The organism is Vibrio harveyi NBRC 15634 = ATCC 14126 = KCTC 12724, assembly GCF_001591145.1.
In the GTDB taxonomy this organism is placed as follows: domain Bacteria; phylum Pseudomonadota; class Gammaproteobacteria; order Enterobacterales; family Vibrionaceae; genus Vibrio; species Vibrio harveyi.
Genome location: NZ_BCUF01000030.1, coordinates 53,603 through 72,362, shown reverse-complemented (window position 1 = coordinate 72,362; position 18,760 = coordinate 53,603). Strand labels below are relative to the sequence as shown.

Genomic DNA, 18,760 nt, shown 5'->3' with positions numbered 1-18,760 from the left:
TTCTGCCATTGACGCTAGCGTATCTTCTTCGCTGAATTCAGGAAGTTCTAAATCGTCTAGGTTGAACTCTTCTTCATCGATATTAGATGCAGTTGAGTTAGCTGCGACTGGCTCTTGCTCTGTTTTGCCCTCAGGCTCAATATCATCAACTAGCCAATCTTCCTCTTGAGGAATACCAAATTCATTTTCAACTGTGTTCGGCGTCGGAGTGAAAGCAGGCTCTTCTTCAATATCTGAAGTTGCAATAGATTCACTTTCAGCTTGGTTCACTTGTGGCACGTCGTCTGATGGAAGCTCCGCTGTATCAAGCTGCTCAACAGATTCTTCCACCACTGCTAGTTCTTCAACTGATGTTTCTGGCTCGGATTCAAGCTCCGCCTCATCCGCGAATTCCGTTTCACCGCCAATCAATGCGTCAAGCTCTGCAGCAAAGTCCGCACCTTCTTGCTCTGCAGGTTTTAGAGCTTCGCTGTCGGTATCGAAGAGATCATCCAGCTCCGTCATTAACGGGTCATGCTTTGGTGAAGCATCTTCTAGGTCACCAAAGAAATCATTGCTGTTGAAATTAACATCGGATTCAGACTGCTCGGCTTCAGCTTCTGTGCTGAGAGGCTCAGTCAGAGGCTGACTTTCAGCCTCTGGTTGGTTGTCACTAAGCAGCGCATCAATATCCAAACCGGAATCTAATCCAAGTGCTGCTTTTTCATCTTCTAAATCTAATGTTGATTCGACGCCAGCAGTAGTTTGAGGAGTCGAAGTTAACGCTTCCTCTTCTACAGGCTCTAAATCATCAAAACCAAGCGAGGCAAGCAGGTCTTCATCATCTTGAATGTTCTCTGGTTCGTCATCTTCACGAATTAGATCATCAAATGGGTCAATTTCACTGTTCGGTTCGCTGTGCGATTCTTCGTTATCGTCATCTAACAGCTCGTCCAACAAATCAACGCTATTTTCATCAATGTCTGCCAGAGCATCGTCATTCTCGAAACCTGATAGTTTTTCTAGCTCATCAAGCGGATCAAAGTCATCGTCGGATGAGTCCTCATCATCAAAGCCAATCAACTCATCGAGTAAATCGGTACTGTCTTCGTCGATCGCAGGCTCTTCGCTCAAGCCCGCGATATCCTCTAGCTCTTCAAGAGGGTCAAGCTCGTTAAGGGACTCACCATCATCTTCGCCGATCAACTCATCAAGAAGCGCCGATGCGTCATCTTCACTTGAGTCGTTTTCTGTTAGACCGGAAAGCGCCTCAAGTTCATCAAATACATCATCATCTGATTCGCTTGATGTTGGTTGCTCGTATTGTGCTAGCAGTTTATCGATGTCATCGTCCGTTGCTTCACCAGCTGAAAATGCGTTCTCAGTTACAGCTGGCTTATCTTCTTCAACGTCCAGATTGAGATCATCACCATCTAGGTCAGCAAACAAGTCGTCCAACATTGCTTGGTCGACGCCATCTGTTTGCAGCTCTTCTGCCGGTTCATCAGCTGCGAGTAATTCAGCAAAAGCATCATCAGACATCGCATCAGAACCATCTTCGTCAGAAAGATCGAAGCCAGCATCATCGTCATCTAGCACTTCAAGTTCAGGTGCCACCTCATCCAAGGCGCGCTCCATTTCTTCAAGACCCAGGGCTTTTTCTTCGCCATTAACCTTGATGCCATTACTAGAGGAATCAAATTCATCAAAGCCAACGTCTAAATCGCCATCGTCACCGATGCCAGCAAATGGGTCCTCGCCATCATCACCTTCAAGATTGAAGTCAAGCTCGTCATCATCAAGGTTCCCGAAGACATCCTCTTCTTCAGTTTGCTGTTCTTCTTGTTCGAATAGGTTTTCAGCTTCGTCATCATCTCCGAACAAGTCGTCATCAAGGCTCAGCTCTTCGTCTAATTCATCTGCAGCTGCTAAACCAATTGGCGCAGCAAGAGGATCTGTACTTTGCTGCTCTTGCGCAGCCGCTTCTTCCTCTTTCGCTTTCGAGCGACGACCAAGCATCATCACGACTAACAAGGCGATTAACGCACCCGGAATCAACGCAGCAAGACCAACAAGCCAGCCATTCGATAGAATTTTATCCATCGTACTTGGCTGCATACGCTGTTGCTCGGCAACACGCTGACGCTCTTCAGCTAACAATTTTTCAACTTCTGAGCGAATACGCTCTTCGTCATTCAACGATGTTTTCAGCGTTTCAACTTCGCTTTGTACTTCAGAAAGCATCAAACGCAGGCGATGATTCTTCTCTTCCAAAGACTCCAATTCACTTTGCGAGCCTTGCAGTTTGTCTTTCAGCGCACTGACTTGCTTCTCGCCTTCTGGTGAGGTGGTCACTGCAGGCACTGGCGTCTCAGGTTTTACCACTTTTACCAGCTCTGGTTTCGGAGCTTCTGGTTTCGCAGCCTCTGGTTTTGGATCTGGCTTTGCGGTTTCAACCACTGGTTTTGGCGGCTCAACTTTCGGTTTTACAGGTTGAGTAGGCGTTGCTTTTGGCTGAGTGAGTCGAGCTTCATGCGCTTTCATAATGGCAACAGCTTGCGCAGTTGTTGCGCTTTGCACTTGCTCCAGAGAAGGGACACGTAATCGACTACCAGGAATCAGTTCGTGGATATTCTGTTTATCAAACGCTTGAGGGTTGATTCTATAGATGGCGAGCAGCGTTTGTTGTACGGAAACATTTCGAGAAGGTCGCAATTGAGAAGCGATCGACCATAAAGTCTCATTTTGACCTGTCGGGCCAAAGAAGCGCGACGGTTGGTCATTTTTAGGTGGAGCGGGCAACGCTCGTTCAATCTCCTCAGCAAAGCTCGGAGACGCTTGCACTTCACCAGAGGGTCCTACAAGACGAATACCTTCGGCTTGAACCAATGACGATGTCTGAGTCGCGCTCATCAGCACAAGGGCTGCTAACAAACGCTTATAATTTTGACGCATAGAAGGCTCAGTTTGGTGCTAGTAACAATTTGAAATAGTGATCGGTTAAATATATCGGATATAGCCCTCAAAACTATAGCTTTGAGGGTAAAAAATGTGTGGCTCTCACCATATTCGTACTAATCTCACACAATTTTACGCTATTCGAACAAAAAAGCCTCGCATAGTGCGAGGCTTTAAGGTTCTTAACGTGGTCGACTTAGTAGTAATCGCGAATCAGAACTTCTGCAATTTGAACTGCGTTGGTTGCTGCGCCTTTACGAACATTATCGGCAACAACCCATAGGTTCACGCCACTGTGATGGCTGATATCGTTACGAATACGACCAACCATTACATGGTCTTTGCCGCCCGCATCACGAACTTGTGTTGGGAAGTCTTCACCGTGGAATACTTCAATACCATCTGTTTGCTCAAGTAAGTTAATCACTTCTTGTGCATCGATTGGTGAGCGAGTCTCAATATGAACCGCTTCTGCGTGACCATAGAATACAGGTACGCGTACACAAGTTGGGTTTACTGTGATTGATGGGTCGTTAAAGATTTTTTGCGTTTCCCACACCATTTTCATTTCTTCTTTGGTGTAGCCGTTTTCCATCATCTGGTCGATTTGTGGAATACAGTTAAACGCGATCTGTTGAGAGAATTGCTTCTTGTCAGCAGGTAGACCATTTAGCAGCTTCGCTGTTTGGCCTGCTAGCTCATCAATACCTGCTTTACCTGCACCTGATACAGATTGGTAAGTTGAAACGTTAATACGTTCAATGCCCACTGCATCATGAATTGGTTTTAGTGCCACCAGCATTTGGATGGTAGAACAGTTCGGGTTTGCAATGATATTGCGATTACGAAATTCTGCAATCGCTTCTGGGTTTACTTCTGGCACAACCAAAGGAATGTCATATTCGTAACGGAAGTTCGACGTGTTATCGATAACGATAACGCCTTCATCAGCGGCAATTGGTGCCCATTTTGCTGACAGTTCGCCACCAGCAGAAAACAGTGCGATGTGCGCTTGAGACCAATCGAATTCTTCTACGTTTTGAACACGTACCGTTTTACCATTGAAGCGGTAAGTCTTGCCTTCACTACGCTCACTCGCAAGTAGGAAGATTTCACCTACCGGGAATTTGCGCTCTTGAAGCACTTCCAAAATTGTTTCACCGACCGCACCGGTCGCACCTAATACGGCAACATTGTATTGCTGGCTCATTGACTTACCTCAACCTGAAAACCTAGTTCTGCTAATGGTGCAAGATTGCATGTTTCGTTACCCATTAGCGTGACAGCGCTGTACTCGCGGCGATCCCAGTAGTTTTTACGCATCAGGTCAAAAGAGCCTGACTTACTGATTTCGCGGCGGAAAAGAGCGTCATCTTTACGCACATCATAGATTAACTGCGTGATGTTGTGCAGCGTTGCTTCATCCCATGCTCTGTCCAATACCATAGTAGGAACAGGCGCGGTTGGCAGTAAATCGCTGGCATGCGCACGTAATTCGTTATTTAAGAACTCACAGTAGCTGTTGAAAATCATTGTTGTACCGCGAGCTTTCCCTTCCAGACCATAGCCTGCAACATGAGGGGTTGCGAATGCTAGCAGAGGCAGAAGCTCCATATCAACCTCTGGTTCAAACTCAAACACATCGAGTGCCGCTGTAAAGCCGTCGTTTTTCAGTAAACGTTGCTTTAGCGCTTGGTTGTCAACGACCGGACCGCGCGCGGCATTGATAAGAATTTGATCGCTACGAAGACCATTTAGCACTGCCTCATCAATCAGGTGATGCGTTGGATGTGGACCATCTTTAGTGATAGGCGTATGCAGCGTAATGATGTCAGAACGTTCGATCAGCTCGGCTAGCGGAGTGAAGCTGCGAGAATCACCCTCTTCTTGTTTAAATGGATCATTGATGAGCACGTTTATGCCCATGCCTTTCAAACATTTTTCAAGGTAGCTACCGACTTGACCCGCGCCAATAATACCAACGGTTTTATCGAAAACTGAGAAGCCTTGTTGTTGTGCTAGCACCATCATGACGCTGAACGCGTACTCGGCAACACCAACTTTGTTACAACCAGGTGCTGCGGTGAAGAAAATACCTTTCTCTTGCAATAGCGCTTGATCAACATGATCCATACCTGCGGTTGCTGTACCAACGAACTTCAGCTTGTTTGCTTTGCTGATCAGTTCTGCGTTTACTTTGGTAACTGAGCGAATCATTAGCGCGTCGACATCGACTAAATCATCGGCGGTTAGTGTACGACCAGGTTTTAGAATCACTTCACCGAGTTGGCTGAATAGCTCTTCAGCGTACGGCATATTTTCATCAACAATAATTTTCATAGCGCCAGCGTTTAACATCCATTTGTATGAGTTCGTTTATTCGCAAGATGCGAAGCTAAAGCGATTGTGCCCTTTTCTTGAAAAATCTCAACAACTATACCCAAGTGACTTTCCTAAACAGGTTTCAGAAAAGAAAAAGCCCGGCTAAATTAGCCGGGCAAAGTTCCAGAACAAAAGGATCCTATCCCGCTCTCCTTGGGATAGAGTCTGCGTCTGTTCGATCAGTTTGACTGATCAAGCTCTGGAAACTGGTTTGTCGGTCCGTTGACGCCATTTGAGAAAATCATAGTGACATTCCGACCAACAAATTCAGTTAGCTTTGAGTCGCTTACGCTTGGTACTTTTTGATTACCAATGTCGCGTTTGTACCACCAAAACCAAAGCTGTTTGACATAACCGTCGTTAACTCAGCTTCACGAGCTTCCGTTACGATGTCTAGACCTTGTGCTGCTTCATCCAAGTTAGAGATGTTCACACTTGGAGCAATGAAGTTGTTGTCTAGCATTAGCGTTGAGTAAATCGCTTCGTGAACGCCAGCTGCACCTAGTGCGTGACCTGTCATTGCTTTTGTCGCAGAGATTGCTGGGCTGTTATCACCGAATAGTTCTTGGATAGCGCCTAGCTCTTTCACGTCACCTACTGGAGTAGAAGTGCCGTGGGTATTGATGTAGTCGATAGCATCAACATCTTGCATTGCCATCTTCATACAACGAACGGCACCTTCACCTGATGGTGCTACCATGTCGTAGCCATCAGAAGTCGCACCGTAACCTACGATCTCACCGTAGATTTTCGCGCCACGAGCTAGAGCGTGCTCTAGTTCTTCGATAACTAGCATGCCGCCGCCACCAGAGATTACGAAACCGTCACGGTCTGCATCGTAAGTACGAGATGCTTTGTCTGGTGTTTCGTTGTATTTAGTTGATAGTGCGCCCATCGCATCAAACATCATAGTTTGAGACCAATCTAGCTCTTCACCACCACCTGCAAAAACGATGTCTTGTTTACCAAGTTGGATAAGCTCCATCGCGTGACCGATACAGTGTGCAGACGTTGCACAAGCTGAGCTCATTGAGTAGTTCACGCCACGAATCTTAAATGGTGTTGCAAGACACGCTGATACTGTTGAAGACATAGTACGTGGAACCATGTATGGACCTACGCGTTTTACGCCTTTTGCACGCATCGTGTCAGTTGCTACTGTTTGGTTTAATGCAGAAGCACCACCAGAACCAGCAACGATACCTGTACGATCGTTTGAAACTTGTTCTTCAGATAGACCAGCGTCTTCAATTGCCTGCTGCATTGATAGGTATGCATAAGCAGCCGCATCACCCATAAAGCGCATCTGCTTACGGTCAATAAATTCTGCTGGGTTGATTTTCAGATCACCCCATACCTGCGAACGCAGACCGTTTTCTTTAAACTGCTCAGACGCAGTGATGCCAGATTTGCCCGCTTTAAGAGACGCTAGAACTTCTTCGACGTTGTTACCGATACTTGAAACAATACCCATACCGGTGATTACGACTCGTTTCATTATGACATTCCTATAATTCAAAAATCCGCTAGATAATAACTAAGATAGTCAACAAAAGTGGTCAGCTTTCCCAGAAATTCGTACAATCGCCGAATTCTAACCGCGCCAAATCACATATTTGCACCATTATGACTTCGATTAAAAACGCAGAACTTGGTTGGAACGAAGCTGGTACACCGGTTTCTGACCAATTTGATGATGTTTATTTCTCCAACGTAAACGGTCTCGAAGAGACGCGTTACGTGTTCCTCAAACAAAATCATCTACCAGAAAGATGGCAGGAATTTGACCAAAGACGTTTTGTTATTGGTGAAACCGGATTTGGCACAGGGTTGAACTTCTTAGCCGTGTGGCAATGGTTTACCGAATTTCGTCGCGAATATCCAGAGGCAACCCTAAAAGAATTGCATTTTGTTAGCTTTGAGAAGTACCCACTAAGCAAAGCTGATTTAGAAAAAGCGCATCAATCATGGCCAGAATTGGCAGAGTTTGCCGAAAAACTGCAACAGCACTATCCAGCAGCAGTGCCTGAGTGTCATCGCATTGTTTTAGAAGACGGCGCTATCACACTCGATCTTTGGTTTGGCGATATCAAAGACTGCATGCCGCTTGTTCCTTATGAAGAGCAAGGCTTGATTGATGCTTGGTTCTTAGATGGTTTTGCACCGAGCAAAAACCCAGAAATGTGGAACCAAAACCTATTCAACGGCATGGCAAAATTGGCGAAACAGGATTGTACGGTCGCAACCTTTACGGCAGCGGGCTTTGTGCGTCGCGGCTTAAACGAAGCGGGCTTTGCAATGAAAAAAGTCAAAGGCTTCGGCACCAAACGTGAAATGATCGCAGGTTCGATGGAGCAGCGTGAAGCGCATTCAAACCACCTACCTTGGTTTAACCGCACTGCCTCGACCAATCATGATTCCATCGCGATTATTGGTGGCGGTATCGCTAGCGCGGCTTTGGCTAAAACGCTGATTCGTCGCGGTCAAAATATCACGCTTTACTGCAAAGACGCTCAACCTGCAGAAGGCGCATCAGGCAACCGCCAAGGCGCAGTGTACCCATTATTAAATGGTCCACACAAAGGCGTTTCTCGTGTATTCGCTCCGGGCTTTTTGTTTGCCCGTCAGTTTGTTGACCAAGCAGCGCAAGATATCCAATTTGATCACGATTGGTGCGGCATTACTCAGCTGATGTGGGATGACAAATCTGCAGATAAATTAGAGAAAATGCTTGCTGGCAATTTCACACCAGAGTTAATTCATAAACTATCTGCTGAAGAGACCGCAGAGAAGATAGGCTTGCCGATTGATATGGCATCGGTTCACTATCCTCTTGGCGGTTGGTTATGCCCTGCTGAACTCACGCGAGGCTTGATAGCTCAATTGGATAAAACAGAACTTTTTGAAGCGAAGTTCGAGCATCAAGTCGAGTCGCTCACTTGGGACGAATCGCGCAAGGTTTGGATATTGAAAGCGAACGGTCAAAGCTTTGAACATTCAACTGTAGTGGTTGCTAATGGCAGTGAGTTCCAAACACTAAGCCAAACCGCTGATTTACCAATGGGTCAGGTAAAAGGTCAAGTTAGCCACGCACCAGCGACAGAACCTTTGTCCAAGCTGAAAACGGTACTGTGTTACGACGGTTACATGACACCTGTTAACCCGAATAATCAGCACCTATGTATCGGTGCAAGCTACGACCGCAGCCACCTCGATTACGAGTTTGACGAGGATGCGCAAAAAGACAACGCTGAGAAATTGGTGAAGTGCCTGCCGAACCAAACTTGGACGAAAGAGGTGGATACCTCTGGTAACTTGTCACGCCAAGGTATTCGCTGTGTTAGCCGTGACCACCTTCCGTTTGTAGGGAACGTAGGCGACTTTGAAACCATCAAAACGCAATATGCGGATCTGCAAAATCAACAAGAGCAAGACGTTGACGCGATTCACCAGTTCCCTAACCTATTCTGTTTCCTAGGTTTAGGCTCTCGTGGTTTGAGCTCAGCACCTCTAATGGCAGAAGTGTTGGCATCACAAATCTGTGGCGATCCGTTACCACTGCCTGTTGATGTCCTGACTGAGCTGCACCCTAGCCGTATGTGGGTAAGAAAGCTACGTAAAGGGAAGGCAATTACTGAGGTGTAATTTGCTTTTAGTATTTCGCTGAAAGCAAAAGTCTGTTGCTATTCCTGTTAAAGACGAACGAATGCAGTTGGGGGATCTCTCGATTCATTACACAAAAAAGATCCCCTACTCAATCATTCTTCCTTCTAGGGAATGTTCGAATTTAAGTCTTTAACTTTAACAGCTAACAGGAGCAACTCATTCAGCGACCTTCTAAACGAAAACTCCCTCGTCATTCCCAATAACGACAAAGGAGTGTAGTCGGGAATCTCTCGGTTAATGACGCAAAAGAGAAGCCTTAATTCAATGTCGCCACTGCTGCTTTCACTTGATCTGCAAGTTCCGAATTACGGAACTTGCCCGCTTCTAAATCAAAGTTATCGTAGAAGCTTGGAATAGATTGCGATGCTTTCACTTCCGCACCAAAGTAAGGTGCAGAGCCTGTCGCCGCAGCGAGTACCGTTTGTGCACCTCCAGGACCTGGTGAAGTCGCTAAGTACACCGCTGGTTTATTTTGGAATACGTTACGCTCGATGCGTGTCGCCCAATCGAATAAATTCTTATACGCTGCTGGGTAAGAGCCATTATGCTCAGCAAAAGAAATCACCAAAGCGTCTGCTGTTGCGATGTCAGCAAGAAACGCTTTTGCGCCCTCTGCCTGACCAATTTCCTTCTCTTTGTCTTCGCTGAACAAAGGAACATCGTAGCTATTGAGATCTAACACTTGCACGTCTGCACCTTCAACAAGATTGGCTGCGTAAGTCGCGAGAGTTTTATTGATAGAGGTAGAGCTAGTAGAAGCGCCGAATGCGATAATTTTCATGGTTGTAGTCCTTTGTTCACGTTTTGTACTAACAAGAGTAAGAGGTGAACGAGTGTGCTACAACCACAAAAATTTTAAGGAGAGATTCGAAAATTTCGAAGGAGTTTAATTCAACTCTTTTTGCTTCAACCAGAGGTTTAGCGCAACCTGTCGAAGCTTATAAAAACTGATGGTGGCTTAAGCTTGTGCTTGAAGCTCTTGCCAAAGGTCGTTAACAATCACGCGGTCTGCTGGTGTTAATTCTGAACGCGCTTCTTCAAGACTGTTTTCGATGCGAGATTTCAACTCAGCCACATCGTTAATGCCTTCTTCTTCACACGCCGCCGCAGACAGAGAAATGTGACCACGTAAATAACCACCAGCAAACAATTCATCATCCGATGCGGTTTCAATGCGTGCATCAATCAGTTCTAGTAGTTTTTCTTCAAATTCAATAATCATGGAGCTTCTCTGAGGTTATTTAACGATAAAGTCAGACGTTTCCAGCGGCTTGGTTTGGTAAAAGGCACGCAAGGCATCCGATAGCATTTGTACGCGAGATGGAAGACCGTTTTCTAAAATACCCATTACTTCATTGTGCACTTTGTGCATAAAACCAAGACGATCTGGTTCAAAATCGCCGTGTAGATTGTCACAACTAACGTTAAAAGGGAAGTCAGCACTTTTCGCGAGAATCCACTCATAAGCTTGGGGGCGAACTTCAACTTTTTCGAACTCAGCTTGAACCTCTGCTGTACGACCATCTGGCTCGTACCAGTAACCAAAATCTTCTAGCAAACGGCGCTCTGGTCCTGCTACACACCAATGGGCAATCTCGTGTAGTGCTGACGCGTAAAAGCCACGAGCAAAAATAATCCGATGATGTGGGTGCGCTTCGTCAGCTGGTAAGTAGATAGGCTCATCACCACCAAGTTCTAATTTGGTATTAAAAGACTCAAGAAACGTGTCGTTGAAGATGGTGATAAGGTCTTGATATTCGTGATTCATCATCGATTCTGTACTTTAAATTGGTATGCGGTGCGCATTGTCGCTGTTTTTCTTACACAGGTAAAGCCACACAACATGTTTGGTTATTAGCTGAGTTAATCTGAAAGTCGCTTTCTCCATACAATTTCTCATTCGTCACAGATCACATTTCCCACTACACTCACGCCTTATTTTTACGCTTAATGATGGCGACTTCAACGCCACTTAAAGCGAGATTCTTTTTGGATTTAAGCCTATCCCCAAGGCTTAGATCTTGTTGGTAAGTTTTGCTGCTGTTTTCCTTAATCTCAAGGACATAACAGAGCCCTTTTATTTGAGTGTCCCCTTATGCTGCTAAGTGTGTTGTATATCATTGGTATCACGGCTGAAGCCATGACTGGTGCATTGAGTGCTGGTCGAAGAAAAATGGATTGGTTTGGTGTTATGTTGGTAGCCAGTGCAACGGCAATCGGCGGCGGTACAGTACGCGATATTTTGCTAGGTCACTACCCATTAGGTTGGGTAAAGAATCCTGAATTCTTAGCAATTACATGCGTTGCGGGTGTACTGACAACTGGCTTGGCGAAGTGGGTAATCAAGCTGAAAGGTCTGTTCATTCGTTTGGATGCGCTAGGCTTGATCGTATTTAGCATCATCGGCACCAAGGTAGCGATTGGCATGGGCTTACACCCTGGCATTTGTATGGTGTCAGCACTTGTAACTGGCGTATTTGGTGGTCTGCTACGTGATTTGATTTGTCGTCAAACGCCGCTTGTGCTGCATGAAGAGCTTTACGCCTCTGTAGCACTTATCGCATCAGGTTTGTACCTAGCGTTACTTGAGTTCAACGTACCGGACGTAACCGCGACGATTGTGACTCTGATTACTGGTTACATGTTGCGTATGGCGGCAGTACGCTTTAAATGGCGCTTGCCTTCATTCCACTTGGAAACCGAAGGGTCGATTCACTGATTCAAATAGAAACCTATTAAAAGACATGAAAAAGGCTGCTCATTGAGCAGCCTTTTGTGTTTCTATCGAGTTAAGCTTCAAACTTAAATCTTTGGAGTCTCGGTTTGTACGCCATGGTTTTGACCACGGTGGCGTAGCAAATGGTCCATAACGACAATAGCAAGCATCGCTTCTGCGATAGGCACCGCACGGATACCCACACAAGGGTCATGACGACCTTTAGTGATCAACTGAGTTGGTTCACCTTCTTTAGTGATAGTCTCACCTGGCACCGTAATGCTTGAGGTTGGCTTAAGCGCGATGTTTGCAACAATCTCTTGACCAGTAGAGATACCGCCAAGAATGCCGCCCGCGTGGTTACTACCAAAGCCTTCTGGTGAAAGCGTATCACGGTGCTCGCTGCCTTTTTGGTTTACCACATCAAAACCGTCACCGATTTCCACGCCTTTCACCGCATTGATGCTCATTAACGCGTGCGCGATGTCTGCATCCAAACGATCAAATACAGGCTCACCAAGACCAACAGGCACGTTGGTTGCCACGACCTGAATTTTAGCGCCGATAGAGTCGCCTTCTTTTTTCAGATCACGGATACGTTGATCAAACGCTTCCACTTTGTCTGCATCTGGGCAGAAGAACGCGTTGTTTTCGATTTCATTCCAATCCACTTTATCGATTGAAACGTCACCCATTTGCGACAAGTAAGCGCGGATTTCTACACCGAACTCGTCTTTTAGGTATTTCTTAGCGATTGCACCAGCCGCCACACGCATTGCCGTTTCACGAGCAGACGAACGGCCGCCACCTCGATAGTCGCGCACACCGTATTTTTGGTGGTAAGTGTAATCAGCGTGTCCTGGACGGAACTTGTCTTTGATGTCTGAGTAGTCTTTAGAACGTTGGTCCGTGTTCTCGATCATCAGACCAATTGAAGTACCTGTGGTTTTACCTTCAAAAACGCCAGAAAGAATTTTTACTTCGTCCGGTTCACGACGTTGGGTAGTGTAACGTGATGTGCCAGGACGGCGACGGTCGAGATCCGTTTGCAGATCTGCCTCAGTGATTTCCAAACCTGGAGGGCATCCGTCTACGATACATCCTAGTGCGATACCGTGACTTTCTCCGAATGTCGTTACTCGGAAATGTTGTCCGATACTGTTTCCTGCCATTACTTCCTCAAGTTCTTGTCGCCACGCTCTCCATGAGCGCAACTGCTTTTCAATTCTTCGTGGAATCATAGTGGCGGTATTACGTTTTGATGTAAAGCCCGATTTGGCGGAAAAAACAAAACAGCCGAAATTTTCCAAGCTCAGTGCGAAGCGGATAAAAAAACACCGAGCACTGGGCTCGGTGTTTTCATTGTTTATTCGAATGGTGTATTTCGACAGATTTAGTCTTTGTACAGTTTGAACTCTTCTGCACACTCAACCAATTGGTCACGCGTTAGCATGAATACACCATGACCGCCGTTCTCGAACTCAATCCAAGTGAATGGAATTTGTGGGTACTGTTCCATCATGTGAACCATTGAGTTACCAACTTCACACACAAGAATACCGTCGTCTGTTAGGTAGTCTGGTGCGTTAGCAAGAATACGACGAACCAGTTTTAGACCGTCAGTACCAGCAGCTAGACCTAGCTCAGGCTCGTGCGTGAACTCGTCTGGCAGGCTGTTCATGTCTTCTTCATCCACGTAAGGTGGGTTAGACACGATCAGGTTGTATTTCTCTTTTGGAAGATCGCGGAACAAGTCAGAGCGGATTGGGAACACTTGTTGCTCCATGCCGTGATCTTGTACGTTTTGCTCAGCCACTTGTAGAGCGTCTGTAGAGATGTCAATCGCGTCAACTTCTGCTTCAGGGAAAGCGTGCGCACAAGCAATCGCGATACAACCAGAACCCGTACATAGGTCCATGATGCGCGTAGGCTCTTCCACCAACCAAGGTTGGAATTCCGCTTGAATCAATTCGCCGATTGGAGAACGTGGCACAAGTACACGCTCATCAACGAAGAACTCAAGACCGCAGAACCATGCTTTGTTCGTTAGGTATGCAGTTGGTGTACGCTCGTTGATGCGTTTTACTACGCGCTCAACGATACGCAGACGCTCGCTTGTCGTAAGGCGAGAGTTCAATACGTGCGGAGGCACATCAATCGGCAAGTATAATGTTGGCAGGATAAGCTGAACTGCTTCATCCCACGCATTATCAGTGCCATGACCGTAAAACAGGTTAGCGGCGTTAAAGCGGCTCACCGTCCAACGAATCATATCTTGAAGGGTATGGAGCTCCGATACCGCCTCTTCTACAAAAATCTTATCCAAAATTGCCTCCGAAAAGCGCTACAATACTGCCATAAATTGTAAAAATGAAATTGTTTACCTAATGAGCAAAAAAGACACCGAACACGATGACGATTTCGCCTTGTTTAAGGATGCAGTACAGGGCGTAAAAAAGTTGCGACAGGATACCATAATCCAGCAACCAAAAAAAAATACTAAGCAAAAAGAAATCACACGCTCAAACCGTGAAGCGAGTGATTCTGAGTTTTACTTTTCTGATGAGTTTGTTCCGCTTCTTAATGAAGAGGGACCAACTCGTTATGCGCGTGACGATGTGTCCACTTATGAAGTGAAACGTCTTCGTCGTGGCGTGTACGTGCCTGACGTCTTCCTAGACATGCACGGCATGACACAGCAAGAAGCCAAGCGAGAACTCGGTGCGATGATCGCGTACTGCGTGAAAAACGAAATCCACTGTGCGTGTGTACAACACGGCATCGGTAAGCACATTCTGAAGCAGAAAGCGCCGCTTTGGTTAGCTCAACATCCAGACGTAATGGCATTCCACCAAGCGCCTCTAGAGTTTGGCGGCGATGGTGCCCTACTGGTGCTACTGTCTATTCCAGAAAAATAACTCACCGACTTCGAGAAGTACTTCTCGGACGAGCAAGAACGACAAAGGCAGGTTAACCCTGCCTTTTTGTTTTTCTCGAGCCATCATCCCGAGAGGTGGTGCTCTATGGCGTGATATGCCAAAGCACTTCACCGCGTTGTGTTTGCGGATCAAATTCAATGCACACCAAGCCAGATGTCGGGAACATTGGCGGCGTCATGTCTTTCACAAATTCCGAGGTAAGGTAGCCCACCAGCGGCAAGTGCGACACAAGCAAAAGAGATTCAAGCTTCTCAACTTCAATCAACGCATTAGCGAAATCAAACACTTGGTCGGATTGACCGTAAGGCGTGATGTCTTCACACGTTTCGATGCTCTTAGCCGAAAAGTGTGCGCTGATTTCTTGCCAAGTTTGCTGCGCTCGAATGTACGGGCTCACCAGTACTTTGTCGAATTGAGCAAAACCTTGCTCTTTACATGCTCGGGCAACTGCTTCCGATTCAGTTCTGCCTCTTGGGGTCAGTTGTCTTTCTGCGTCGGTGTTCGCAAAATGCTCTGCTTCACCGTGACGCAAGATAAATATTTTCATGTTATTTCCTAGGGATAGCTAACGCTACCAAAAGGTTGACTGCTATCTTTATACGGATAGCGGGCTAACTTTAATAATGTCGAAACAAAAATACTGATATAATTATCGGTTCATTATACCAATTCGCTTGCTAAAGATAGCGACTTTCTTAACAATCTATTAAAAAGAATATACTCAGTTCATCACATTCTACGATGAAGTTATGAACTCAGTGCATTCCTTCAAATAGCTCGAACCCCATAGCAATTTGCTGATGGGCTTATGCAGTACTCTTACGAATAACAAAAATGCGGCAAGCAGTATTTGTCGAAGCGCAAACTTTGCGCCTCCCCGCTCGGGGATCATAATTACTGTAATGCGAAATCTGGAGACGCATCGTGCACCTAAGTCCAAACGATTCAAATCAATACCGCTACATTACATTGAGTAATGCCCTGCGCGTGTTGCTGATTCATTCCGACACGGCTCAACAGTCGGCAGCAGCCCTAGCAGTAAACGTTGGACACTTCGATGATCCGATGGATCGCCAAGGTCTGGCACACTATCTAGAACACATGCTTTTTTTGGGTACGGAAAAATACCCTAAAGTGGGCGAGTTTCAAAGTTATATTAGTCAACATGGTGGCACCAACAACGCTTGGACGGGCACCGAGCACACCTGTTTCTTCTTCGATGTCACACCAACTGCTTTTGAAACTGCGCTTGATCGCTTCAGCCAATTCTTTACCGCACCACTGTTTAACGAAGAAGCGTTAGACAAAGAACGCCAAGCGGTCGATTCCGAATACAAGCTCAAACTGAACGACGATTCTCGCCGTCTGTATCAAGTCAACAAAGAAGTCATCAACCCAGAGCACCCGTTTTCAAAATTTTCTGTCGGTAACTTAGATACACTTGGCGATCGCGAAGACAAATCGATTCGAGACGAAATTGTTGAATTTCATCACTCGCAGTATTCTGCCGATTTGATGACGCTGACTTTGTTTGGCCCGCAATCTCTTGATGAGCAGCAAACATGGGTAGAAGCCATGTTTGCCGACATTCCAAACCACCAACTACGCGGAAAGTCGATCGATGTGCCTATCGGCACTGAAGAAAGCACAGGCATCTTGGTTCAAGTCGAACCAATCAAAGAGTTCCGTAAACTGATTCTCACGTTCCCAATGCCGGGAATGGACGCGCACTATAGCGTGAAGCCCCTTTCCTACTTTGCTCACCTGTTGGGTTACGAAGGTGAAGGCAGTCTGATGCTTCAACTCAAAGAGAAAGGCTGGATTACCTCCCTTTCTGCAGGCGGCGGTGCGAGTGGCAGTAACTACCGCGATTTCACCGTAAGTTGCACACTGACGCCAAACGGCTTGGACCATATTGATGACATCGTTCAAGCGGTATTCCAATATCTCTCTATGATCAAACAAGATGGTATGGATGAGTGGCGCTACTTGGAAAAACAAGCGGTGTTGGAATCCGCTTTTCGCTTCCAAGAGCCATCGCGTCCAATGGATTTGGTCAGCCATCTAGTGATCAATATGCAGCACTATCAACCGGAAGACACGGTTTATGGTGACTACAAAATGGCAGGCTATGATGAAGCGCTTCAACGCTCATTACTCCAATATCTTTCGGTTGAAAATGTTCGCGTTACATTGATAGCGAAAGGCTTGGAGTACAACCAAACCGCAGAGTGGTACTTCACGCCTTACTCGGTAACGCCGTTTAGCGAAGAGCAGCGCCGTTTCTATCAACAAATCGACCCAAGTTGGCAATTCGTTCTCCCAGAAAAGAACCCATACATTTGCTACGAACTCGATCCAAAACCGTTTGAAAACGGTGGCTCATTGCCGGAGTTGGTGGAAGATGTAGAAGGCTTCCGTTTATGGCATTTGCAAGACGATGAATTCCGAGTACCAAAAGGTGTCGTTTACGTCGCCATCGACAGTTCACACGCGGTAGCATCACCGAAAAACATCGTGAAAACGAGACTATGTGTTGAGATGTTCCTCGATTCTCTAGCCAAAGAGACGTATCAAGCTGAAATCGCAGGCATGGGTTACAACATGTATGCTCACCAAGGCGGCGTCACGCTGACATTATCGGGTTTTAGCCAAAAGCTACCTCAACTGCTAGAAATGATTCTGCATCGCTTTGCTGCACGTGAGTTCAGCCCTGCTCGCTTTGAGACCATTAAGCAACAACTGTTACGCAATTGGCGGAATTCATCACAAGATCGCCCTATTTCACAGCTTTTTAATGCATTAACAGGTCTACTCCAACCTAACAATCCTCCATTCGCAACATTGGTTGAAGCATTGGAAGAGATTGAAGTGGATGAGCTGTCAGTGTTCGTTGAATCGATTCTGGCTGAGCTACACGTTGAGATGTTCGTTTATGGCGATTGGCAGCGTCAGCAAGCTCATGACATGGCAAACACATTGAAAGACGCATTGCGTGTGAAAGAACAACGTTACGAAGAGGCGCTTCGCCCACTCGTCATGCTGGGTGAAAACGGCAGTTTCCAACGCGAAGTAAACTGTAACCAGCAAGACTCAGCAGTGGTGATTTATCATCAATGTGAAGATATCTCGCCTCGTAATATTGCGCTTTATTCCTTGGCTAATCACTTAATGTCGGCAACCTTCTTCCATGAAATCCGAACCAAACAACAGTTAGGCTACATGGTTGGCACGGGAAATATGCCGCTTAACCGTCATCCGGGGATTGTGCTTTACGTGCAGTCACCGAATGCTGCACCAGCCGAACTGGTTACCTCAATCGATGAGTTTTTAAATGCGTTCTACATGGTGTTGTTAGAGCTCAATGAATACCAATGGCACAGCAGTAAGCGCGGATTATGGAACCAGATTGCAACGCCTGACACCACATTGCGCGGAAGAGCGCAGCGCCTATGGGTAGCAATTGGCAACAAAGACACCGACTTTAATCAGCGTGAAAAAGTGTTGGAAGAGCTTAAAGAATTGACCCGCACCGATATGATTCGCTTTGTGGTCAATGAGCTTAAACCTCGTACTGCGAATCGTTTAGTGATGCACTCACAAGGCATCGCTCACGCGGACGAACCCCGTATCAATCTCGGTTTAGAAGTGGGCTCGATCGAAGAGTTTCAACTGCGTCCAAAAGACTTCGGTCTCGGGTAAGAGACTCAAGTATAGAAATGGCATGAAATGGTAAAAGCAGTCATTTCGTTTATGCTGTAATTACCTTGTTCAACAATTACGCAAACACGAGGACTAAATGAAAAAGCTACTTTTACTTGCTGCTGTACTTATGCCACTCGCGCCTGTTGCCCATGCAGACATCACAATTAAGGGTGACGATTTCGAACTGAGTGAAGACTGTTTGCGCCTTGATGGTGATAACGTATCAATAAAGTCAGACGACTGTTCTGGCAAACACGACAAAGGAAAAGGTAAAGGCAATGCCAGTATCCATGGCGACGACAACCCGGGTAAAGGTCATGGAAACGACAAAGGAAAAGGAAAGAACAAAGGCAAGAATGACGACTGATTCTCTGTCAATTGCCACTCTTTCAGAAACAAAAAAGGCTTGCGTCAT

General features: G+C 46.2%; 15 protein-coding genes. 5 read left to right on the top strand and 10 right to left on the bottom strand.

Going from position 1 to position 18,760, the window contains the following annotated elements; genetic code table 11:
• From VHA02S_RS16090 to fabB, 4 genes are all read right to left on the bottom strand, one after another.
• A partial coding sequence (locus VHA02S_RS16090; protein WP_303621202.1) for a FimV/HubP family polar landmark protein occupies positions 1-2,934 on the bottom strand: 2,934 nt, incomplete at its 3' end.
• Positions 2,935-3,133: 199 nt separating this feature from the next.
• Positions 3,134-4,147: an aspartate-semialdehyde dehydrogenase gene (locus VHA02S_RS16085; protein WP_005448028.1), complete on the bottom strand. Its 1,014-nt coding sequence runs from the start codon at positions 4,145-4,147 to the stop codon at positions 3,134-3,136.
• On the bottom strand, positions 4,144-5,277 hold the full coding sequence (locus tag VHA02S_RS16080) for a 4-phosphoerythronate dehydrogenase (RefSeq protein WP_038898837.1): 1,134 nt from the start codon (positions 5,275-5,277) through the stop codon (positions 4,144-4,146). Before VHA02S_RS16080 ends, VHA02S_RS16085 begins: the two co-directional genes overlap by 4 nt.
• A gap of 328 nt (positions 5,278-5,605) precedes the next feature.
• Positions 5,606-6,817 (bottom strand): beta-ketoacyl-ACP synthase I, encoded by a 1,212-nt coding sequence (gene fabB / locus VHA02S_RS16075; RefSeq protein ID WP_005448024.1) that lies wholly within the window; start codon positions 6,815-6,817, stop codon positions 5,606-5,608.
• Positions 6,818-6,945: 128 nt separating this feature from the next.
• On the opposite strand from fabB, the gene mnmC reads away from it, so the two are divergent.
• Positions 6,946-8,964, top strand: coding sequence for a bifunctional tRNA (5-methylaminomethyl-2-thiouridine)(34)-methyltransferase MnmC2/FAD-dependent 5-carboxymethylaminomethyl-2-thiouridine(34) oxidoreductase MnmC1 (gene mnmC / locus VHA02S_RS16070; RefSeq protein WP_038898833.1), 2,019 nt, complete (start codon positions 6,946-6,948; stop codon positions 8,962-8,964).
• Positions 8,965-9,241: 277 nt separating this feature from the next.
• On the opposite strand, the gene VHA02S_RS16065 is transcribed toward mnmC, so the two are convergent.
• The 3 genes from VHA02S_RS16065 to VHA02S_RS16055 all read right to left on the bottom strand — a co-directional run bounded on the left by VHA02S_RS16065 (position 9,242) and on the right by VHA02S_RS16055 (position 10,753).
• Positions 9,242-9,766 (bottom strand): NADPH-dependent FMN reductase, encoded by a 525-nt coding sequence (locus VHA02S_RS16065; protein ID WP_038898832.1) that lies wholly within the window; start codon positions 9,764-9,766, stop codon positions 9,242-9,244.
• A gap of 177 nt (positions 9,767-9,943) precedes the next feature.
• Positions 9,944-10,207 (bottom strand): YfcL family protein, encoded by a 264-nt coding sequence (locus VHA02S_RS16060; RefSeq protein WP_005448019.1) that lies wholly within the window; start codon positions 10,205-10,207, stop codon positions 9,944-9,946.
• A 15-nt stretch (positions 10,208-10,222) separates the two neighbouring features.
• Positions 10,223-10,753, bottom strand: a complete 531-nt coding sequence (locus tag VHA02S_RS16055) for an elongation factor P hydroxylase (RefSeq protein ID WP_038898836.1) — start codon at positions 10,751-10,753, stop codon at positions 10,223-10,225.
• A 327-nt stretch (positions 10,754-11,080) separates the two neighbouring features.
• On the opposite strand from VHA02S_RS16055, the gene VHA02S_RS16050 reads away from it, so the two are divergent.
• Positions 11,081-11,704, top strand: coding sequence for a trimeric intracellular cation channel family protein (locus VHA02S_RS16050; RefSeq protein ID WP_005433103.1), 624 nt, complete (start codon positions 11,081-11,083; stop codon positions 11,702-11,704).
• A gap of 83 nt (positions 11,705-11,787) precedes the next feature.
• On the opposite strand, the gene aroC is transcribed toward VHA02S_RS16050, so the two are convergent.
• Complete coding sequence (gene aroC / locus VHA02S_RS16045) at positions 11,788-12,873, bottom strand: chorismate synthase (protein WP_038898830.1); 1,086 nt, start codon at positions 12,871-12,873, stop codon at positions 11,788-11,790.
• Between the two features lie 221 nt (positions 12,874-13,094).
• A complete protein-coding gene (prmB, locus tag VHA02S_RS16040) occupies positions 13,095-14,027 on the bottom strand; it encodes a 50S ribosomal protein L3 N(5)-glutamine methyltransferase (RefSeq protein ID WP_005433096.1) in 933 nt (310 codons plus the stop codon).
• Positions 14,028-14,088: 61 nt separating this feature from the next.
• Here prmB and smrB point away from each other — a divergent pair, with 61 nt between their 5' ends.
• On the top strand, positions 14,089-14,619 hold the full coding sequence (gene smrB / locus VHA02S_RS16035; protein ID WP_009698558.1) for an endonuclease SmrB: 531 nt from the start codon (positions 14,089-14,091) through the stop codon (positions 14,617-14,619).
• 103 nt (positions 14,620-14,722) lie between these two features.
• Here the strand turns inward: smrB and sixA are convergent, their stop codons facing one another.
• Complete coding sequence (gene sixA / locus VHA02S_RS16030; protein ID WP_038898829.1) at positions 14,723-15,187, bottom strand: phosphohistidine phosphatase SixA; 465 nt, start codon at positions 15,185-15,187, stop codon at positions 14,723-14,725.
• Positions 15,188-15,564: 377 nt separating this feature from the next.
• Here sixA and VHA02S_RS16025 point away from each other — a divergent pair, with 377 nt between their 5' ends.
• Both VHA02S_RS16025 and VHA02S_RS16020 read left to right on the top strand, forming a co-directional pair.
• The gene (locus tag VHA02S_RS16025) at positions 15,565-18,342 is read left to right on the top strand and encodes an insulinase family protein (protein ID WP_038898827.1); all 2,778 of its coding nucleotides are present in this window, start codon (positions 15,565-15,567) and stop codon (positions 18,340-18,342) included.
• Positions 18,343-18,439: 97 nt separating this feature from the next.
• Positions 18,440-18,712: a hypothetical protein gene (locus tag VHA02S_RS16020; protein ID WP_038898826.1), complete on the top strand. Its 273-nt coding sequence runs from the start codon at positions 18,440-18,442 to the stop codon at positions 18,710-18,712.
• Positions 18,713-18,760 lie beyond the last annotated feature (48 nt).